At 59.3% G+C, this 15,170-nt stretch carries 11 protein-coding genes and 2 tRNA genes; 1 reads left to right on the top strand and 12 read right to left on the bottom strand.

Features of this window, described 5'->3' with window-relative positions:
- Window positions 1-372 precede the first annotated feature (372 nt).
- The 10 genes from ACOYW2_RS03945 to ACOYW2_RS03900 form a co-directional block, all read right to left on the bottom strand.
- Window positions 373-4,743 carry a coiled-coil domain-containing protein gene (locus tag ACOYW2_RS03945; RefSeq protein WP_482769467.1) on the bottom strand — a complete coding sequence of 1,457 codons (4,371 nt, stop codon included), beginning with the start codon at window positions 4,741-4,743 and terminating at the stop codon, window positions 373-375.
- A 1-nt stretch (window position 4,744) separates the two neighbouring features.
- Window positions 4,745-5,527 (bottom strand): hypothetical protein, encoded by a 783-nt coding sequence (locus ACOYW2_RS03940; protein ID WP_482769466.1) that lies wholly within the window; start codon window positions 5,525-5,527, stop codon window positions 4,745-4,747.
- Window positions 5,528-5,940: 413 nt separating this feature from the next.
- A complete protein-coding gene (locus tag ACOYW2_RS03935) occupies window positions 5,941-6,411 on the bottom strand; it encodes a hypothetical protein (RefSeq protein WP_482769465.1) in 471 nt (156 codons plus the stop codon).
- Window positions 6,371-7,171 (bottom strand): hypothetical protein, encoded by an 801-nt coding sequence (locus ACOYW2_RS03930; RefSeq protein ID WP_482769464.1) that lies wholly within the window; start codon window positions 7,169-7,171, stop codon window positions 6,371-6,373. The genes ACOYW2_RS03935 and ACOYW2_RS03930 overlap by 41 nt, the downstream gene beginning before the upstream one ends.
- Window positions 7,172-7,442: 271 nt before the next feature.
- A complete protein-coding gene (locus tag ACOYW2_RS03925) occupies window positions 7,443-7,652 on the bottom strand; it encodes a hypothetical protein (protein ID WP_482421783.1) in 210 nt (69 codons plus the stop codon).
- Between the two features lie 640 nt (window positions 7,653-8,292).
- On the bottom strand, window positions 8,293-9,402 hold the full coding sequence (ychF, locus tag ACOYW2_RS03920) for a redox-regulated ATPase YchF (RefSeq protein WP_482415317.1): 1,110 nt from the start codon (window positions 9,400-9,402) through the stop codon (window positions 8,293-8,295).
- Between the two features lie 98 nt (window positions 9,403-9,500).
- Window positions 9,501-10,397: a glutamate--tRNA ligase family protein gene (locus ACOYW2_RS03915; protein WP_482769463.1), complete on the bottom strand. Its 897-nt coding sequence runs from the start codon at window positions 10,395-10,397 to the stop codon at window positions 9,501-9,503.
- 294 nt (window positions 10,398-10,691) lie between these two features.
- Window positions 10,692-10,768 (bottom strand) — tRNA-Met (locus ACOYW2_RS03910).
- Window positions 10,769-10,906: 138 nt separating this feature from the next.
- Window positions 10,907-10,983: transfer RNA gene (locus tag ACOYW2_RS03905), tRNA-Met, on the bottom strand.
- Window positions 10,984-11,064: 81 nt separating this feature from the next.
- Window positions 11,065-11,400 (bottom strand): rhodanese-like domain-containing protein, encoded by a 336-nt coding sequence (locus ACOYW2_RS03900; RefSeq protein WP_482769462.1) that lies wholly within the window; start codon window positions 11,398-11,400, stop codon window positions 11,065-11,067.
- A 231-nt stretch (window positions 11,401-11,631) separates the two neighbouring features.
- Between ACOYW2_RS03900 and ACOYW2_RS03895 the strand changes: the two genes are divergently transcribed.
- Entirely contained in the window at window positions 11,632-12,399 is a 768-nt protein-coding gene (locus tag ACOYW2_RS03895) for an HD domain-containing protein (RefSeq protein WP_482769461.1), read from the top strand.
- A gap of 227 nt (window positions 12,400-12,626) precedes the next feature.
- Here ACOYW2_RS03895 and ACOYW2_RS03890 read toward each other — a convergent pair whose 3' ends face one another.
- Complete coding sequence (locus tag ACOYW2_RS03890; RefSeq protein WP_482769460.1) at window positions 12,627-13,196, bottom strand: cysteine hydrolase family protein; 570 nt, start codon at window positions 13,194-13,196, stop codon at window positions 12,627-12,629.
- Window positions 13,197-13,439: 243 nt separating this feature from the next.
- Entirely contained in the window at window positions 13,440-15,134 is a 1,695-nt protein-coding gene (locus ACOYW2_RS03885) for an acyl-CoA dehydrogenase family protein (RefSeq protein ID WP_482769459.1), read from the bottom strand.
- Between the last annotated feature and the right edge of the window lie 36 nt (window positions 15,135-15,170).

Genomic DNA, 15,170 nt, shown 5'->3' with positions numbered 1-15,170 from the left:
TCGAAAGCTCCCCCTCACCCTCTCATCATTGCCCACCACACCGGCAAGGCAGAGCCTTGCATACCCCACCCCCGGACAGAGCCCGGACTCGAGACTCGAAAATCTCGATCCGACCAAGCCCAACCGCCTCTTCATCGGTCCCAGGCTCCGCCTGGGAATGCACCTCAAGAGGCTCTGCCTCCATGGTCCATACCGCACCAGCCACGAATTCCTTCCCATCCTTCCCTTCCCAAAACAAAACGAGCCCTGAGCGATCCGTCAGGATCACTCAGGGCTCGTTCATACCCAAACGTTTTTGATCAAACTTTTTTCAAAAAGTTTGGCCCCCGGCAGGGCCGCCGGAGGCTTCTTCGTTTACCCACCAAAGGCGCATTATACCCGTTCCAGGTTCTGCTCGATGACCTCCAGGTGGTTGTAGTCCACGCCTTCGATCTGGACGCGTTTGCCGCTTTTGCGCACGGCCACTCGGTGTTCGAAGAGGCCCAGGGACTCGGTGTCGTTGATGCCGGTAAAGTAGACGCACTGGATGCCCATGGCGCGGGCCACCTTGAGCTGGGCGTCCAGAAAATCCGACCGGTTGCAGACGCCCAGGGGGTTGTCTGCGATGAGGAAGGCCGGGAGGCGATCCTCTTTGCGGTTGCGGCGTTTCTGGCGCATGGAGGTGAGCAGGGCGTAAAGGAGCACGGCCGTGGTGAGGGCCTCGCCGCCGGAGCCCAGGTCCTTGCCTACCTGCTCGTAGCGCCTGCCCGTGTCGTCACACTTAAGGAGCCGCACGGCAAACTCGCTCTTTCCGGTGGCGGCCTGGAGAAGGCGATACATGAGCTCTGCCCCCAGCATGTTGCCGGTACGGGCGTTGACCTCGGGCATGCGGTTGGCCTCGATGAGCTCGTGGAGCCAGTTGTCGATGGACTCCCGGAAGGCCTCTTCGTGGCGGGCAAAATCAAGCCGCCTGCTGCAGCGCAAGATCGCTTTTCCGCCATAGATAAAGACATCGTCGGGCATGGTGATGCGGGTGGCGGTGAGGAGCTTCTGGTGGCACTCCTTGACGTGCTGGAGCATCATGCCGATGAGGCTGCCCACGAATTTTTCCGACCGGGCCAGGTCGCTCTCGATGTTTTCGGCCAGGTCCTTGCAGGTGGCCACCATGGCAGCGCTCTGGGCTCCCAGGGTTTCGGCGTCGTGGCGGCGCAGCTCGTCCACCACCGCTGGCAGGGCCTCTTTGAGCTTCTCATCGGAGAGACTCACCTGAAGGCGGTCAAAGGCCGCGGACATCACCCGGTGCTGGCGAACGCTTTCGGCCACGGAGTCGGCTTCCAGGCGGATCACCTCCTCCACCTCTTTGAGGAAGACCTCGGCGGCCACCACGGGGTTGGTGCACTCCACAAGCTCGGGCCACTCGCGCCTGGGCGACTCTTCGTCCCAGACCGGGGTGTAATCCTTGATGCGGGCGGTGCCCAAGTCCAGGGAGGTGCTCCAGGTCTTGACCATGTCGGCCTTGCTCTTGAGCTTGGTCTGCCTGGTCTCCAAGTCCATGAGCTCTTCGCGCAGGCGGGCCCCTTCCAGGGAGCACCCCTCCATGGCCTCGTCGAGAGCGGCGGTTTCCAGGGTATCGGCGGACACATCCGGAAGCACGCCCCTTCCCTTCCAGCGCCCCAGTTCCAGATCAAGGCGCTGTTTCTCGCGGACGATGCCCTCCTGCTTGCCCACAAAGGCCCCTTTCTGCTCCAGGGTCTCTTCCAGCATGGCGGCCAGGGCCTCCATCCGTTCAGCACGTTCGGCGTCGGTGTGGGAAGCCCACGTCTCCACCAAGGCCTCGTCCAGATCGTACTCGCGGCGGGAGCGCTCCAGCTCCGCCACCTCTTTCTGGCGCTTGGCCTTGAGTTCGGTGAGCTCGGCCGCCAGGGACTCAATGCCCAGCTCGCCTGCCACCCGGCGCTCCCGCTCCAGGGCCTCGGCATACAGGGAGGCCAGGGCGGAAAGGTCCATCTCCCGGGCTTCCTGTTTTTGGTCCTCATCCAGCGTGGCGTCCCCCTGGGGCACGAGCTCGGCCTTTTCATCCAGCCGCTTGACCGACGCCTCATTGCGGGCAAGGAGCTCCACAAGGCGCTGCTGATCTTGACGCCATCCCTGCCGGACCTGGCGAACTGTCTTGCGCCCTTCAAAGGAGGAGAGGTTCCGGTTCTCGTCATTGAGGCTCTGCTTCCAGGCCTCCAGCTCCCCGTACTGAGTCTGCCAGGCGGTAATCTGCTGCATGCGGCGGGTAAGTTCGCCTTCTTTTTCCGTGATGCCCTTGGCTTCACCTTTGAGGCGGTTCTCTTCGGAGAGAAGCACCCTCTGGGCCTCTTCCGCCCTGGCGATCTCGGCCTGGATCTCTTCCACCCGATGCCCGGCTTCGGTGAGCTGGCCTTCCAGGGCCTGGATCCCGGACTCGTCGGGATACTGCTCCAGATAGGCCGTCAGAAGCCTTGCGGCATGCTCCATCTCCGCCAGCAGGGCCTGCTCAGAAACCAGGGTTTCCACCAGGGCGGCACGCCTGGCCTTCAGCTCGGTGATACGGGTTTCAATGAAGGAGGGACTGTAGACCGAGGCGTCGGCCGGGGCCAGTACGTGGCCCTGGCAGTCGGCCACCTCCTCAAGGGCAGACGGCACGGAGATCACCACCGGACGCGTCAGCCAGTCCGGGGTGGACAGGGCTTTCACCTTTTCCAGTACCTTGTCGTTTTTGGCCATGATGCCGGTAAAGCGCCCCGGGTCTTTTTCAAGGAACCGGGCCACCACCTGGGGGTCGCCGTACTCTGCGGCAAGGTAGTCGGGAAACGCCTTGACGTCGGCAGGGGAGACGCCCTCTTCCTGAAGCCATGCCAGCAGGCGACGGGTGTCCGCGTCCACGGCCAGGGTCTCGGTGGTGGAGAGGCGCTCGATGTCGTCATCCAGGGTAAAGCGGCGATGGTTCTGCTCGGCCACGGCGTTTCGCTTGCGCTGGAGCATCTCGGCAACCCGGGAGGCCAGGTCCGACCGATGGGGGGACAAGTCGCTGCACCCGGCCACAGCAGCCAGGTGACGGTTGGTCTGGAGGGACTCGCGGGCAGCTTTTTCCTTGTCCAGGGCCTCGGCCGCCTGCTTAGCGGCGGACTCGGCCTCCACCTGTTCCCGCTGGCTCCTCTTCCAAAGCTGCTTGGACTCTTCCATCTCCAGGTAGAGGTCCTCCAGGGATGCAATAATCTCTTCCCGGCGCGAGGCATGCTGGCCCTGCTCAGTTTTCAAGTTTTCCAGGGCCTCTTCCGGAGACTGATCCTGCGCCAGGGCCAATGCGGTTCGGGAGGTTTCAGCGGCATCGATGAGGGTGGTGCAGCGGGTGATGGTGTGCCTTGCCTTCTCCACGTCCGAGGCAAGGGCTTCGGCCTCGGCTTCAATGGTTCGACGCCTGGACCCGGCGGCCTGCTGCTCCTCCTTCAGGCGGTGGCGTTCCTTTGCGGCCTCGTCCCGTTCCGAGGCAAGGCGGTGATGATACTGGGAGGACCGGACGGAGATCTGCTCGCGCACGGGCGCCAGGGCGTCGTCTTTGTCGGAAAGGGCCTTTTCCCGGTCGTCGATCTGGGCGGAGAGGCGCCGGATTTTTGCGGCCAGGCCCGCCCCGCGCAGGGAGGCCTGCTCCCTGCGGCCGGAGGCATAGGCCTCTGTGGCCGCGTCCACCTGCTCTTTGAGGCGCTTCTCTTCCCGGGCATATTTTACCGACTCCAGGTAAAAGGCGTTGGCCCGGGTACGGTTCAGCTGCAAGGTCACGGCGTCATGGGACTCGGCAGCCTCATGGATCTTGGCCGCCACCTCTTTTCCCCTGGCAGCCGCAGCCGCCTTTGCCGTAGACAGGAGACGGCGGGCCTCGCCCAGGCGCAGGCGAAAGGCGTCGGTGTCGTCACCGGCGCTGCGCCACTTGCCGCTGACCGCCTCGAACTCGGAGAGTTTCTCCCGAAGCCCCCAGGCCGCCTTGAGCCGGGCCTTCTTCTCGGGGCGATGGCGCATCTTCTCCATGGACTGCAGGGTGGTCTCCCGGAGCTTTGCCGCCACGTCCAGGTCCGTAACGCACCCCAGAAAAAAGCCCATGAACTCCTCTTCGTTGCGGAACTTGAAGGCATCCTTGATGCCCCCTTCGGACCGGGCAAAGTCCACCTGGCGGTTCACCAGCCAGGGGTCGAGGTCGAGTTTTTCCAGGTGCTCTTCCCAGTCCCGCTGGGAGGTGGTGGAGGTGACCCTGGGGGTGATGTACTCCCGGGCGGCGGTAAAGGGCTTCTCCTCGGCGGAGAGGCCCGGCCAGGCAGAGCGAAGTTCGTCGAACAGGGACTCTTCCGAGGATGTAAAATAGATGCGGTCGATCTTGCCCGCCGCCCCTTTGTGGCGGTAGATGAGCTGCCCCACCAGAAGGTGCTCTTCGGGCTCGGCCTCAAAGAGGGTGGGCTCCGCCGTGACGGTGAGGTTGATGAGCACCACGGCCGGGCGCCCGGGGATCAGGTACTGATCCAGGCTCTTGTCCCCGCCGGACTGAAGGTGCTGGACAAACCGGCGCTGTTCCGGGCAGAAGGCGCTGAGTAAAAACGAAAGCAGCGTGGTCTTGCAGGAGCCGTTCTGGGCAAAGAGCACACCGTGGTCGGCACGTTCCCCCTCACGGCAGATGGGAAAATAGCCGTTCTGGACGATGTTCTCCCCGGCCGCCACGTCACTGATAAAAAATCTGCTGAGTCGATACATCCTAGTGCGCCTCCTCTTCTGCCTGGACCTCGGCCTGCTCCTCGGCCATCATCTGATGATCCTCCACCACGTCTCGGAAGGCATGGAACGCATAGACCGTGGCATTCTTCAGGGCCGCCTGATACGACGGCGTGGGCCGGAACTCCAATTCTCCGGGACGGTCCTCAAAGGCCAGGAGGTAGCCGGTCTCCACCATGTGTTCAAAGACCCGCTGGATGAGCTCCACCCAGCTGTGGCCGCCGCCTGCGCGCTTGCTGTCGGGGTTCTCCTCGGGAAGCTCCCGGAACCTCTTGGCCGCGGTCCGCACCTCGGGGTGGACCAGGTCGTCGTCCTCTTCCATCTGGGCTTCGGCCTCTGCAAAGCGCCGGAGCACCTCCACAACGTCTTCCACCATGGCAATGCCCAGGTCCTCCACGGGCGCGTCCAGATCCGCCTCAGACGGGAAAAACGCCGTGGCAACGGCGCAGTGCACCATGAGCAGCTCGGCTGCCTTCAGCTCGTTACGGGCCAGGATCTTGCCGTACTCGGTGAGGTTTGCCGCAAAAAAGCTTCCGGCATGCAAAGCGGAAACACGGAGAGCAAGGGCCTCTACGTCCAGCACCTGAAGCTCCAGGCCGGCGAGGCCGTCATGAACCATCACCTGGAACTGGCCGTCCGCCTGGTATCGCTGGACCAGCTCTTTGGCCTCATCCTGATGGCGTCCCACCAGCTGCTTACGCCCGTTGCTGTGGGCCAGGCTGAGATAAATCAACCGATTGACCTGATAGATATCGTTTGTTTCCAATTATATTTCGCCTCCGGCGGCAAGGGGATGATCCCCTTGACCCCATATGGCATCCGGCTCGCTGGCGCTCACCGGATGCGAAAAGGATGATATGGTCAAAGTAGGTTCAAAAAGCATGCCTCCGGCGGCAAGGTGTGCCACCTCGAAAGACGGTTTTTCTAAATCACTTTCCCCTCGTTCCTCGGGAAAAAACACATTCGTCTTTGATTTAAATTGACTTGAATCAACGTTTTAAAACCTGTTCGTTAAACTGTAGCTATTCAGTTGCCTCCGGCGGGTCGCCGAAAGCTTGCGGCCGATCCACGACGTTCGTAAGACCTGTTTGCCAAACTTTTTAAAAGTATGGCCTCCGGGGGCATTTTTATAACAGGCGCAGCCCGTCAGCAAATGTGAGGAACCCGAGGAACGAGGGTTCAGAGCATTTGCGTCTCTGGCCCGTTATCCTGTTTTCCGAAGAATGACATGGGCCTCTCCAGCATAAACGGTTGCCCCATGTCACACATCACGCGAATGCCCCGATAACGATTGTATGCTGGCGGCCTCCACGCATTCGCCATAAGGTTTCCAGGTGCCCCCACCTGGCCGCCAGAAGACTCTGAACGTCGACCCCGCCCTCGGCAAGGGGCACCAGGCCACCAGTTGTGGCCTCGGTAAAGGCGCCCGTCCGGGAGTCGGGCGGAGAAGCGGCTTTCGGTGTCTGCCAGGCGAACCTGAACGCGGTTCTTTTCGGCGGTGCGGGGGTCCACGAAGCACTGGAAAACAGTCATGGCGGCGGCAACGGCCATGGGGGTGCCATGGTCGCAGGAGCGGTCCATGAGGTCGGAGAGGGCCAGGAAGCCCTCTTTATGGACGGCGTTGCGCATAAAGGCACCGGCCGAGGCCATGAGCTTCTCGGTGAGTTTGACGGTAGGTCTCCAGATCCTCTCCGTCGATTTCGCAGACGGCCCGCTGTTTTTCCTGGGGGCCGCTCATGCGTTCGAGGAACCGGTCCATGGCGTCCATGAGGGTTGCCGGGTCAAACAGGGAGGGCCGGGTGGGCGGGTCAAAGCGGGCGATAAATTCCATGCCCACCTCCGCGGCTTTGTGCTCCTCCAGCCTGGCCACCCGCTTGAGCACCTCATCCGGTGAGGGCAGGATACCGTAAGAGTTACGCCGGAACAGCTTGTGGCTGTGTTTGTGGTAATCGTCAGGCAGGCGCTGGAGTTCGCCCACCAGGTCCATCTGGCGGGAATTCAGGTGCCTGAGCTGGCCTGCCAGCTGGTGCAGTTTCTCTTCAAGGTCCGCATCGGAGGTGTCCTGTAGGTAGGCCATGACCAGGGTCTGGAGACGGCTGCTCTCCTCCTGGATCTGAAGGGCCTGACCCGTGCCTTCATCGGCCAGGGCGTTGATCTTTGCAAACTCCACGGCGTGGATGTTCCGGGCGATGGCCCGGCGCACGTTCCTTATATCTCCGGCCTTTCGGAAGCACTGCTTCTGGTTCTGGTCCGCCACCAGAATGGCGTCGTCTACGTTGCCGCGTTCGATGAAGAGCTTGATTCGAAGGTTGCCGATGGCTGTTCCGTCCAGGGCGCTGGTTTCATGCAGGCCGAAGTACGCGGCATAGCCTTCGTCGGTGAGGGCGAAGAGAGATGTTGAAGTATCCATAGCCGGTGTACACGAGCCATCTGATCAGCCAGAATTTCCGGGTATCGAAGCGGCCCTCCTGGCCGTCGTAGTAAGGGTATTCAAAGGGGAGGTAGCGCCGCTCCCGGTTGGAGAGGTGGTCAAAGACGCGGCTGATCACCTCGTGAGCTGAGTGGTGTCGGTGATCTGGACCCTTGCGGCCTGGGCCTGCACCCGAGCCGTCGCCGGATCCGGCAACGCCTCAGTTACTGGAGGCCCCCACCTGGTATTCGGTCACCTCGGAGATGGTGTCTCAAATGGCAAAGGCCGGCCAGCGGAGATCCAGCACCTCGCCACCTTCCCCGGCCTCGCCGAACCGGAACCGCCGGGCCTCCAGCTCATAAATGGGCCGCATGACAAGGCCCGAATGGACCACCCGGGTGACGTCCGATTCGCGGGTTCGAACCGTCCTGGACTCCCCTTCGCCCTCAAGGCGATTTTCCTCTGTTGTCAACGTATCCAACGTGCACCCCTGTATCTATCTGATCCGGTCTCCACGCACTCGACGTTGACCCGGCACCATACAAAATTCATGCTGCGGTCAAGCCCGCGCCAAAAACAAAAAGCCCCTTGATGGGGCCTTTTTTAGGTATCACATTTTTTTGTCAGTGACACCCTGAAATCGAAGGGCGCCAAGGCACAAAAACACCCTCGGACCCATTGAGCCCGGGGGCGTTTTTATCATTGCCGAGGCCGAGGCCCCGCTCATCCTTGAGCCGACCCCCTGATGAGATCTATGCTGCCGTCTGAAAACAACGCCAGGGGCATGGGTGAACCGCCCTTTCCGATCTCAACCCACCCTCCGGTATTGTCACCCCGCATTGACAGAAAGAGATTAAACAGAGTCAACCATCTCTCCGCGCACCCATAACATTTCGGGTACCTACTCGTTCAACCTGAAACTATGGAAAAAACCACAGAAGGCAGCAGCGAATTGAGTCTACACAAGGGATCTGCTCGAAAATGAGACAGGAGGGAAGAAGGAAATCCAAAGACTGGAACGGTAACATTCCGGTTCCTCGGCCTGCAGGCCCCAAGGGGCCTGCCACCGATCCGGCGCTGCCTTCCCGATGGTTCAGAGGGCAGGGCGACCGGGAATCTTGCTATACGTTGAAGCGAAAGTGCAGAACTTCTCCGTCCTGCACCTCATACTCTTTGCCTTCCACGCGGAGCTTGCCCTTCTCTTTGAGGGCAGCCTCGCTCTTGTATTCGAAGAGCTCTTCGCAGTGGTAGACCTCCGCACGGATGAACCCGCGCTCAAAATCGGAGTGGATCACGCCTGCGGCCTGGGGAGCTTTGGCCCCTTTGGGGAAGGTCCAGGCTCGGACCTCTTTTTCACCGGCCGTGAAGTAGGTCTGGAGGCCCAGCATGCTGTAGCCTTCGCGGATGAGACGATGGAGCCCGGACTCTTCCAGCCCTGCGTCCTCCAGGAAGGCCTTTTTCTCCTCTTCGTCATCCATTTCGGAGATTTCCGATTCGAACTTGCCGCAGATCACCACCACGCCGGAGCCGTCTTTCTCGGCAAACTCACGGACGCTGGCCACGTAATCGTTCTCGCTGCCGAGATCGTCTTCCCCCACGTTGCAGCAGTAGAGCTGCTTTTTCTGGGTAATGAGGTGCAGGTCGGAGATGAGCTCAATTTCACGGTCATCCAGCTCCAGGCTTCGAGCGGGCTGCCCCTCTTCCAGGGCCGCCTCCAGCTTTTTCAGGACGGGCTCCAGGGCCTTGGCCCTGCCGGAGACCTTCTTGTCCTGGGACTTGAGGAGCTTGGGAAGACCGGTCAGGCGCTTCTGGACCGTCTCGAGGTCGGCAAAGGCCAGCTCGATGCTGATGGTCTCGATATCGCTCACCGGGTTGACCTTGCCATCCACATGGACCACGTCGTCGTCATCAAAGCAGCGCACCACATGGATAATGGCACCCACCTGACGGATGTGACCGAGGAACTGGTTGCCGAGCCCCTCCCCCTTGGACGCCCCGCGAACGAGGCCTGCAATGTCCACGAACTCCACCACCGCGGGGATCACCTTCTGGGGAGGGATCAGCTCCGTGATACGGTTCATGCGCTCATCGGGCACAGCCACCACGCCCACGTTGGGCTCGATGGTGCAAAAAGGGTAGTTGGCCGCCTCGGCAGGAGCAGAGGTCAGGGCCGAAAAGAGGGTGGATTTACCGACGTTGGGCAGGCCAACAATACCGCAGTTCAATTGCATGGGTCACAAAACTCCTTCAAAAAATAAAAAAGAGAACACCCGACCATCCGGGCCTTCTCATCGGTTCAATGGTGGTTACCGCCTCTATGCACCGACACTCAACGTTCCGGGTCCCCGGCACATTGAAACGCCCCTGCGCAGGCAATGAGGTCTTCTGGGGCCGACACCCCATGGGCGCATCCCAAAAACCGGGCCGCAGCCTTCCAGGCCACATCAGGGGTCATCCCGGCTTCACGCATGTCTTTCAGGGCGTAAGCCCCCCGGGATTTCGACAGCTTCTCGCCGTCCTCCCCGGGAATCAACCGATGATGCAAAAAGGCGCAACGCTTGAAATGGGACGCATCAAACAGGTCCGCCAGGTAGAGCTGCGCGGCCGTTGACGGCAGGAGGTCTTCGCCCCGGACGATAAAATTGATCTGGCCGGCCTCGTCTTCCAAGAGACTGGCAAACTGATACGCGGGCTGATCGTCCTTTCGCCAGAGCAGAAAATCCCCGAAGGTTCTGGACAGGTCCAGGCTGTGGCCGTTCACGCTGACCATGGCGCCTTCATCCACCTGCACCCGCATGGCGGTCTTCTGGGGCACCAGCGCAAGTCCGCAGTGACGACATGTCCCGGGGTAGAGACCGTCGGGAGAGGCCTTTTTAATGGTGCTCCGGGAGCATTCACAGGCAAAGAGCTTTTCGGTGGCCTTCTGCAATCGGTCCAGCTCGCCCCGATAAAAAGCACGTCTTTTCTGGAGAGAAAATGAGCTGTGAAACGCATCCGGTCCAAAGGGCCCGCTGTCCCAGTCCAGCCCCAACCACTCCAAAGAGGTGAAAATATCTTCCAGCACCTCGTCACGGAACCGAATCCCGTCCATGTCATCAATGCGCAGGTGAAGGGTGCCGCCCTCAGCCAACAGGCCAGGGTCGAGAAAATTCACCGCATTGCCCAGATGCAAGTAACCACTGGGAGTCGGCGCTATGCGCGACACCGGCTTTTCAGGTATCTCCATCCTGTCCAAAGGCGTTGTTTCCATGGGGCAAAAAAGGGTTCTCCCTCTGTTGGACCTGTTAAAAAGCGCATCGATTCAAAACGAACCTACATATCACTGTTTTTATTCCATGTCCAATATCGGATGGGTCAGATACCGGCAGAGTGCACGTCAGCAACATAAATAGCTGCGGCATTGTTGCCCCGTATAACGATTTGCCCTTCGCCCTTAGCCTTTCGCCTTTAGCCGCCTTTCGCCCCACCAAACGCAAAAAGGCCCGGAAGAGAACTCTTCCGGGCCTTTGTATTTTTTTATTGGTAGCGGGAAGCGGATTTGAACCACTGACCTTCGGGTTATGAGCCCGACGAGCTACCAGACTGCTCCATCCCGCAACAATGAGACGCACACTACTCCCCGCGCCGGGGGATGTCAAGGGATAAAAGCAAAAAAGATGCCACATGCCATTTCCCATGACGCAAAATGCAAAAAAGGCCCGAAAGAGAACTCTTTCGGGCCTTTGTATTTTTTAGTGGTAGCGGGAAGCGGATTTGAACCACTGACCTTCGGGTTATGAGCCCGACGAGCTACCAGACTGCTCCATCCCGCAACAACGAGACGCACACTACACCCCAGCCCGGGTGATGTCAAGGCACAAAAGCAAAAAAGATGCCACCCTTGTTACCATTACCTATGGACGGTCCTCCTTATGCTGCTCCCACCCCAGGATCCCCCCTTCGATATTGTAGACCCCGGTAAACCCCTTGGCCGCCAGAAACCGCGAGGCCAGCCTGCTCCGGTTGCCGCACCGGCAATACACAAGCAGGGCGGTGCCCTTGTTCAGCTCTCCGGCCCGCTTCCTGACCTGAAACAGCGGAATATGGATGGAACCCTCAAGATGCCCTCCGTCGTATTCCGCCTTCTGCCGCACATCCAGAAGGGTCCACCCGTCACTGTCTGCCATGATCTTCCTGGCCTGTTCCGGGCCAATGGAGGTCACCGGAAGAAAAAAACGAAACCACGTCATTCAAGAGCTCCTTTCATTCACTCGCCAATACTGGTATGCCTGTCGAAAAGAAATGCAACGGTTCAGTTGCCTCCGGCGGGTCGCTTTTTTGAACAAAAGCTCCGCAAATGAATGTTCCGAGGACACCGTACCATACGGACACAGCAGGCCATACAAGCCCGTTCATCCAAAATGCTCCACGTCTGTGTGCCCGCATGTTTATCATGATCATCACAGGATCCACACAGCCCAATGAATCATCTCAACCAATGGTTTGACGACTACACCGCATCCTTCCTCACCGGCTCCGAGGAAAACGACCAAAACATCAACCTCAAACGGTACCACACCCAGAGGGTCCGTGCCGAGAGCCGCTTCCTGGCAGACGCCCTGGACCTCAACGAGCGACAAACAGCCCTTGCCGACCTGGCCGCCCTTCTCCATGATATCGGCCGTTTTGAACAGTTCAGGCGTTTTCGCACCTTTGTAGACGACCGCTCCACCGACCATGCCCGACTCGGCCGTGACATATTGGAGGAACAGGAGTGCCTCGCACGGATGGCCCCTTCCGACGCCGACCTCATCAAACGGGTCGTCCTCTATCACAACCGGGCCTTTCTGCCGGAGGATGAATCTGAGGAGTGCCTGTTTCACACCCGCCTCCTGCGGGACGCCGACAAGCTTGATATCTGGTTTGTGGTCACCTCGTATTACAAGGAGATGAAGCTCAAACGAAACACCACCCTTGAACTCGGACTGCCCGATACCCCCGGCATCTCTGACGAGGTCCATAAAAGCCTTATAAACCGAACCGTGGTGCTTAAAGAGCACCTGCAGAACTTAAATGACTTCAAGCTCCTTCAGGTAGGCTGGGTCTTTGACCTCAATTTTGTCCCTTCCATCCGTCGCCTGGAGAAAAAGGGCTATTTGCAGATGATCAAAGAGAACCTGCCGAAAGACCCGAGAATCGATGAAATCTACGACAACATAGCCCGATACATGGGGGAGAAGGGGGCTTAAGGGCTAAGGGCTAAGGGCTAAGGGCTAAGGGCTAAGGGCTAAGGGCTAAGGGCTAAGGGCTAAGGGCTGGGGCTGGGCTAGGGCTCGGCTCAGGCTACAGGCTAGGGCTAAGGGCTAAGGGCTAAGGGCTAAGTAGCCGATTTTCGCAGTATGTCAAGATGAAACGCCGTATACCAAGGACAATTTTACCCACAACGCCACGTGAGGCGACACCCTGCTACCGTTGCTCAACCCCTTTCCAGAAAGGCCTGCGTATCCACGCAATCGACCCCGATGTTTGCAATATCAACCATATTGGCCGTGGCAATCTCGGGCGTACGCGCAGAGGCGGCGTCGGTGACCAGGGTCACGTCGTAGCCCAAAGCCACGGCATCGAAAATGGTGGCCCTGACGCAGTTGGGGTATTGGGTGCCGCACACCACCAGCCTGGTGACAGCGAGCCGCCGGAGCATCAGGTCCAATTCGGTCTGCATGAACCCGCTGTACCGTTTTTTCACCAGCAGATACTCCCCGGCAACGGGCTCCAGCCCCGCCACAATGTCGCAGCCCCGGGTCCCGGGCACCACGAACCCACCCGCCTCTTCAAAGGCCGTCCTGCGGTTGGCCTCCACATCGCTCCCGTCTGCACGGTACTCCCGCACCACATGGAACACAGGCGCCCCTTCACGCCTGAAACGCTCCAGGACCTTGGCGATATTGGGCACCGTCTCCAAAGCCCCTTCCACGCACACCGGCGCGCCGACAAGTACAAAGTCATTCTGCATATCGATGATCAGCAGGGCGGTTTCCTTCAACATAAAAGCTCCTTTGCTTTGTCGCTTTTCAAGCCGCTCACCGGCGGGTACCAGACAAACCAGCAGACATCAAACGCTAACAAAAACAGGAACAATCCACAACATCCCGGCGCCATCGGCACACAGGGACCGAAACGATACAGCGCCCAACCTGATTCTCGCAACGCCAACGAATCATATAAAAAAACGGACCGCCCTCTCTCGAAAGCGGTCCGCCTTTTACGTGTTCATCGACTCAAGCCGGTATCAGTCCTTCATCGTGTACTGATCCTTCATGGCGTACACCTGCTCGGTCCAGATCTTGTTGAACCGCTCAGGATTGGCCGCAGGGCTCTTGACCATCTTCAGGCAGTACTCTTTCTGGGCGTCACTGTTGCTGGGCTTGCCGTGGAGGGTGACTGCGTACTTGGCAAAATCCCGGATCATGAAGTCGAAGATCTCTTCAATAAGGTCGTCTTCCACATCAAAGAGGGGCTTGGCTTCAAGGATCAGCTGACCGTAGGCAACCAGGGTGAAGATATCCCCAACGGAGAGGAGGTAGTCGATGTCCCGGGCCTGATTCTTGTCCGGAGTCGCCTTCATGAGGAACTCCTTGAAGGTCGCCGAAATGTTGTCCTTGAAGACATTGACATTGGGAAGATCGCGCTCGTAGGCGATGGCGTAGTCGTGGAACTGCACCTTGCCGAGACCCTTGGTGGGGCCCTGATCGAAGAGGAAGTCGTCGTTGGCCGCGTCGGTCCGCATGGGCACCTCGGGGAACTCCCCGGGGTTGAAGAAGAAGTTCTGCATGAACTTAACGATGAGAGCCATGTTCACGTGAACCGTGCCTTCCAGCTTGGGCAGCATGCGGATCTCATGAGCGGCGACCTCGAAGAAGGGCTCTTTTTCGAAGCCCTTGGCGGCGATGACATCCCAGAGGAGGTTTATCACCTCTTCGCCCTGACAGGTGACCTTCATCTTCACCATGGGGTTGTAGAGGAGGTAGCGGCGATCGGTCTCAGAGGCACAGCGCATGTAATCCCGGGCACGCTCGGAGAAGAGCTTCATGGCCACGAGGCGGGCGTAGGCGTCGGTGAAGAGGCGCTTGACGTGGGGGAAGTCCGTGACGTACTTGCCGTAGACATAGCGGTTGGCCGCGTGGTCGATGGCCTCGTAAAAGGCGTGGGTGCACATGCCGATAGAGCCCCAGCCCAGGTTGAACTTGCAGATGTTGATGGTGTTGAGCATGTTGTCCCAGGCTTTATCACCCTTCTCCAGGATGTCCCCTTCGGTGATGGGGTAATCGTGGAGGGCATACTCAGACACGTAGTTCTGCTCATTGACCGTGTTCCGCAGCTGATCATTCTTGTGCTTGGAATCCACACCAAACCAGACGTACTCGCCGGTGTCACTCATCTTGGCAAAGGTGGAAACGATGGAGGCCTCGTTGCCGTTACCGATGTAGTACTTGTCCCCGTTGGCCTTGTACGTTCCGTCCCCGTTGGGAGCGAGCATCATGTCCGAAGAGTAGATATCCGCACCGTGCTCACGCTCGGACAGACCGAAGGCAAACACCCCGCCTTCCTCAAGAAGCTTGGCGGTTTTGTGCTTCATTTCTTCGTTGGAACCGAGGAAGATGGGCCCCAGGCCGAGCATGCTCACCTGGAAGGTGTACCAGTACGTAATGCCGTAAAACGCAGAAATTTCGGCAAACTCAGCGTTTCGAAAGGTATCCCAGCGGGAGTCGTCCGCACCGTATCCCGTGGGGGTCATGAGGGTGGCCAGAACCTTTTCCTGCTTCATGAACTCGACAAACTCGTAGTTCCAGGCCTTGTCATGCCAGTCTTTCTTCAAGGACTTCAAGCCCTTGTTTTCGAGAAACTCGATGGTCTTGGCCATCATGTTCCGGGTTTTTTCGTCCGCGTATTTCCGATCGAATTTCTGGGGATTCAGAAGTAACATTGTCTCTCCTCCTTACATCACAGACCCACGCCTGCA

The sequence above is a fragment of the Desulfoluna sp. CLI2B genome, from assembly GCF_056847375.1.
Note: the sequence above shows the minus strand (reverse complement) of the source record. Positions and strands in the feature narration are given on the sequence as shown.

Excerpts from the sequence above, each read along its gene's own strand:
- ychF (WP_482415317.1), bottom strand. The coding sequence starts at position 9,402 with ATGCAATTGAACTGCGGTATTGTTGGCCTGCCCAACGTCGGTAAATCC.
- ACOYW2_RS03930 (WP_482769464.1), bottom strand. The coding sequence starts at position 7,171 with ATGGATACTTCAACATCTCTCTTCGCCCTCACCGACGAAGGCTATGCC.
- ACOYW2_RS03890 (WP_482769460.1), bottom strand. The coding sequence starts at position 13,196 with ATGTTGAAGGAAACCGCCCTGCTGATCATCGATATGCAGAATGACTTT.
- ACOYW2_RS03895 (WP_482769461.1), top strand. The coding sequence starts at position 11,632 with ATGAATCATCTCAACCAATGGTTTGACGACTACACCGCATCCTTCCTC.
- ACOYW2_RS03935 (WP_482769465.1), bottom strand. The coding sequence starts at position 6,411 with ATGGCCTCGGCCGGTGCCTTTATGCGCAACGCCGTCCATAAAGAGGGC.
- ACOYW2_RS03915 (WP_482769463.1), bottom strand. The coding sequence starts at position 10,397 with ATGGAGATACCTGAAAAGCCGGTGTCGCGCATAGCGCCGACTCCCAGT.
- ACOYW2_RS03885 (WP_482769459.1), bottom strand. The coding sequence starts at position 15,134 with ATGTTACTTCTGAATCCCCAGAAATTCGATCGGAAATACGCGGACGAA.
- ACOYW2_RS03945 (WP_482769467.1), bottom strand. The coding sequence starts at position 4,743 with ATGTATCGACTCAGCAGATTTTTTATCAGTGACGTGGCGGCCGGGGAG.
- ACOYW2_RS03900 (WP_482769462.1), bottom strand. The coding sequence starts at position 11,400 with ATGACGTGGTTTCGTTTTTTTCTTCCGGTGACCTCCATTGGCCCGGAA.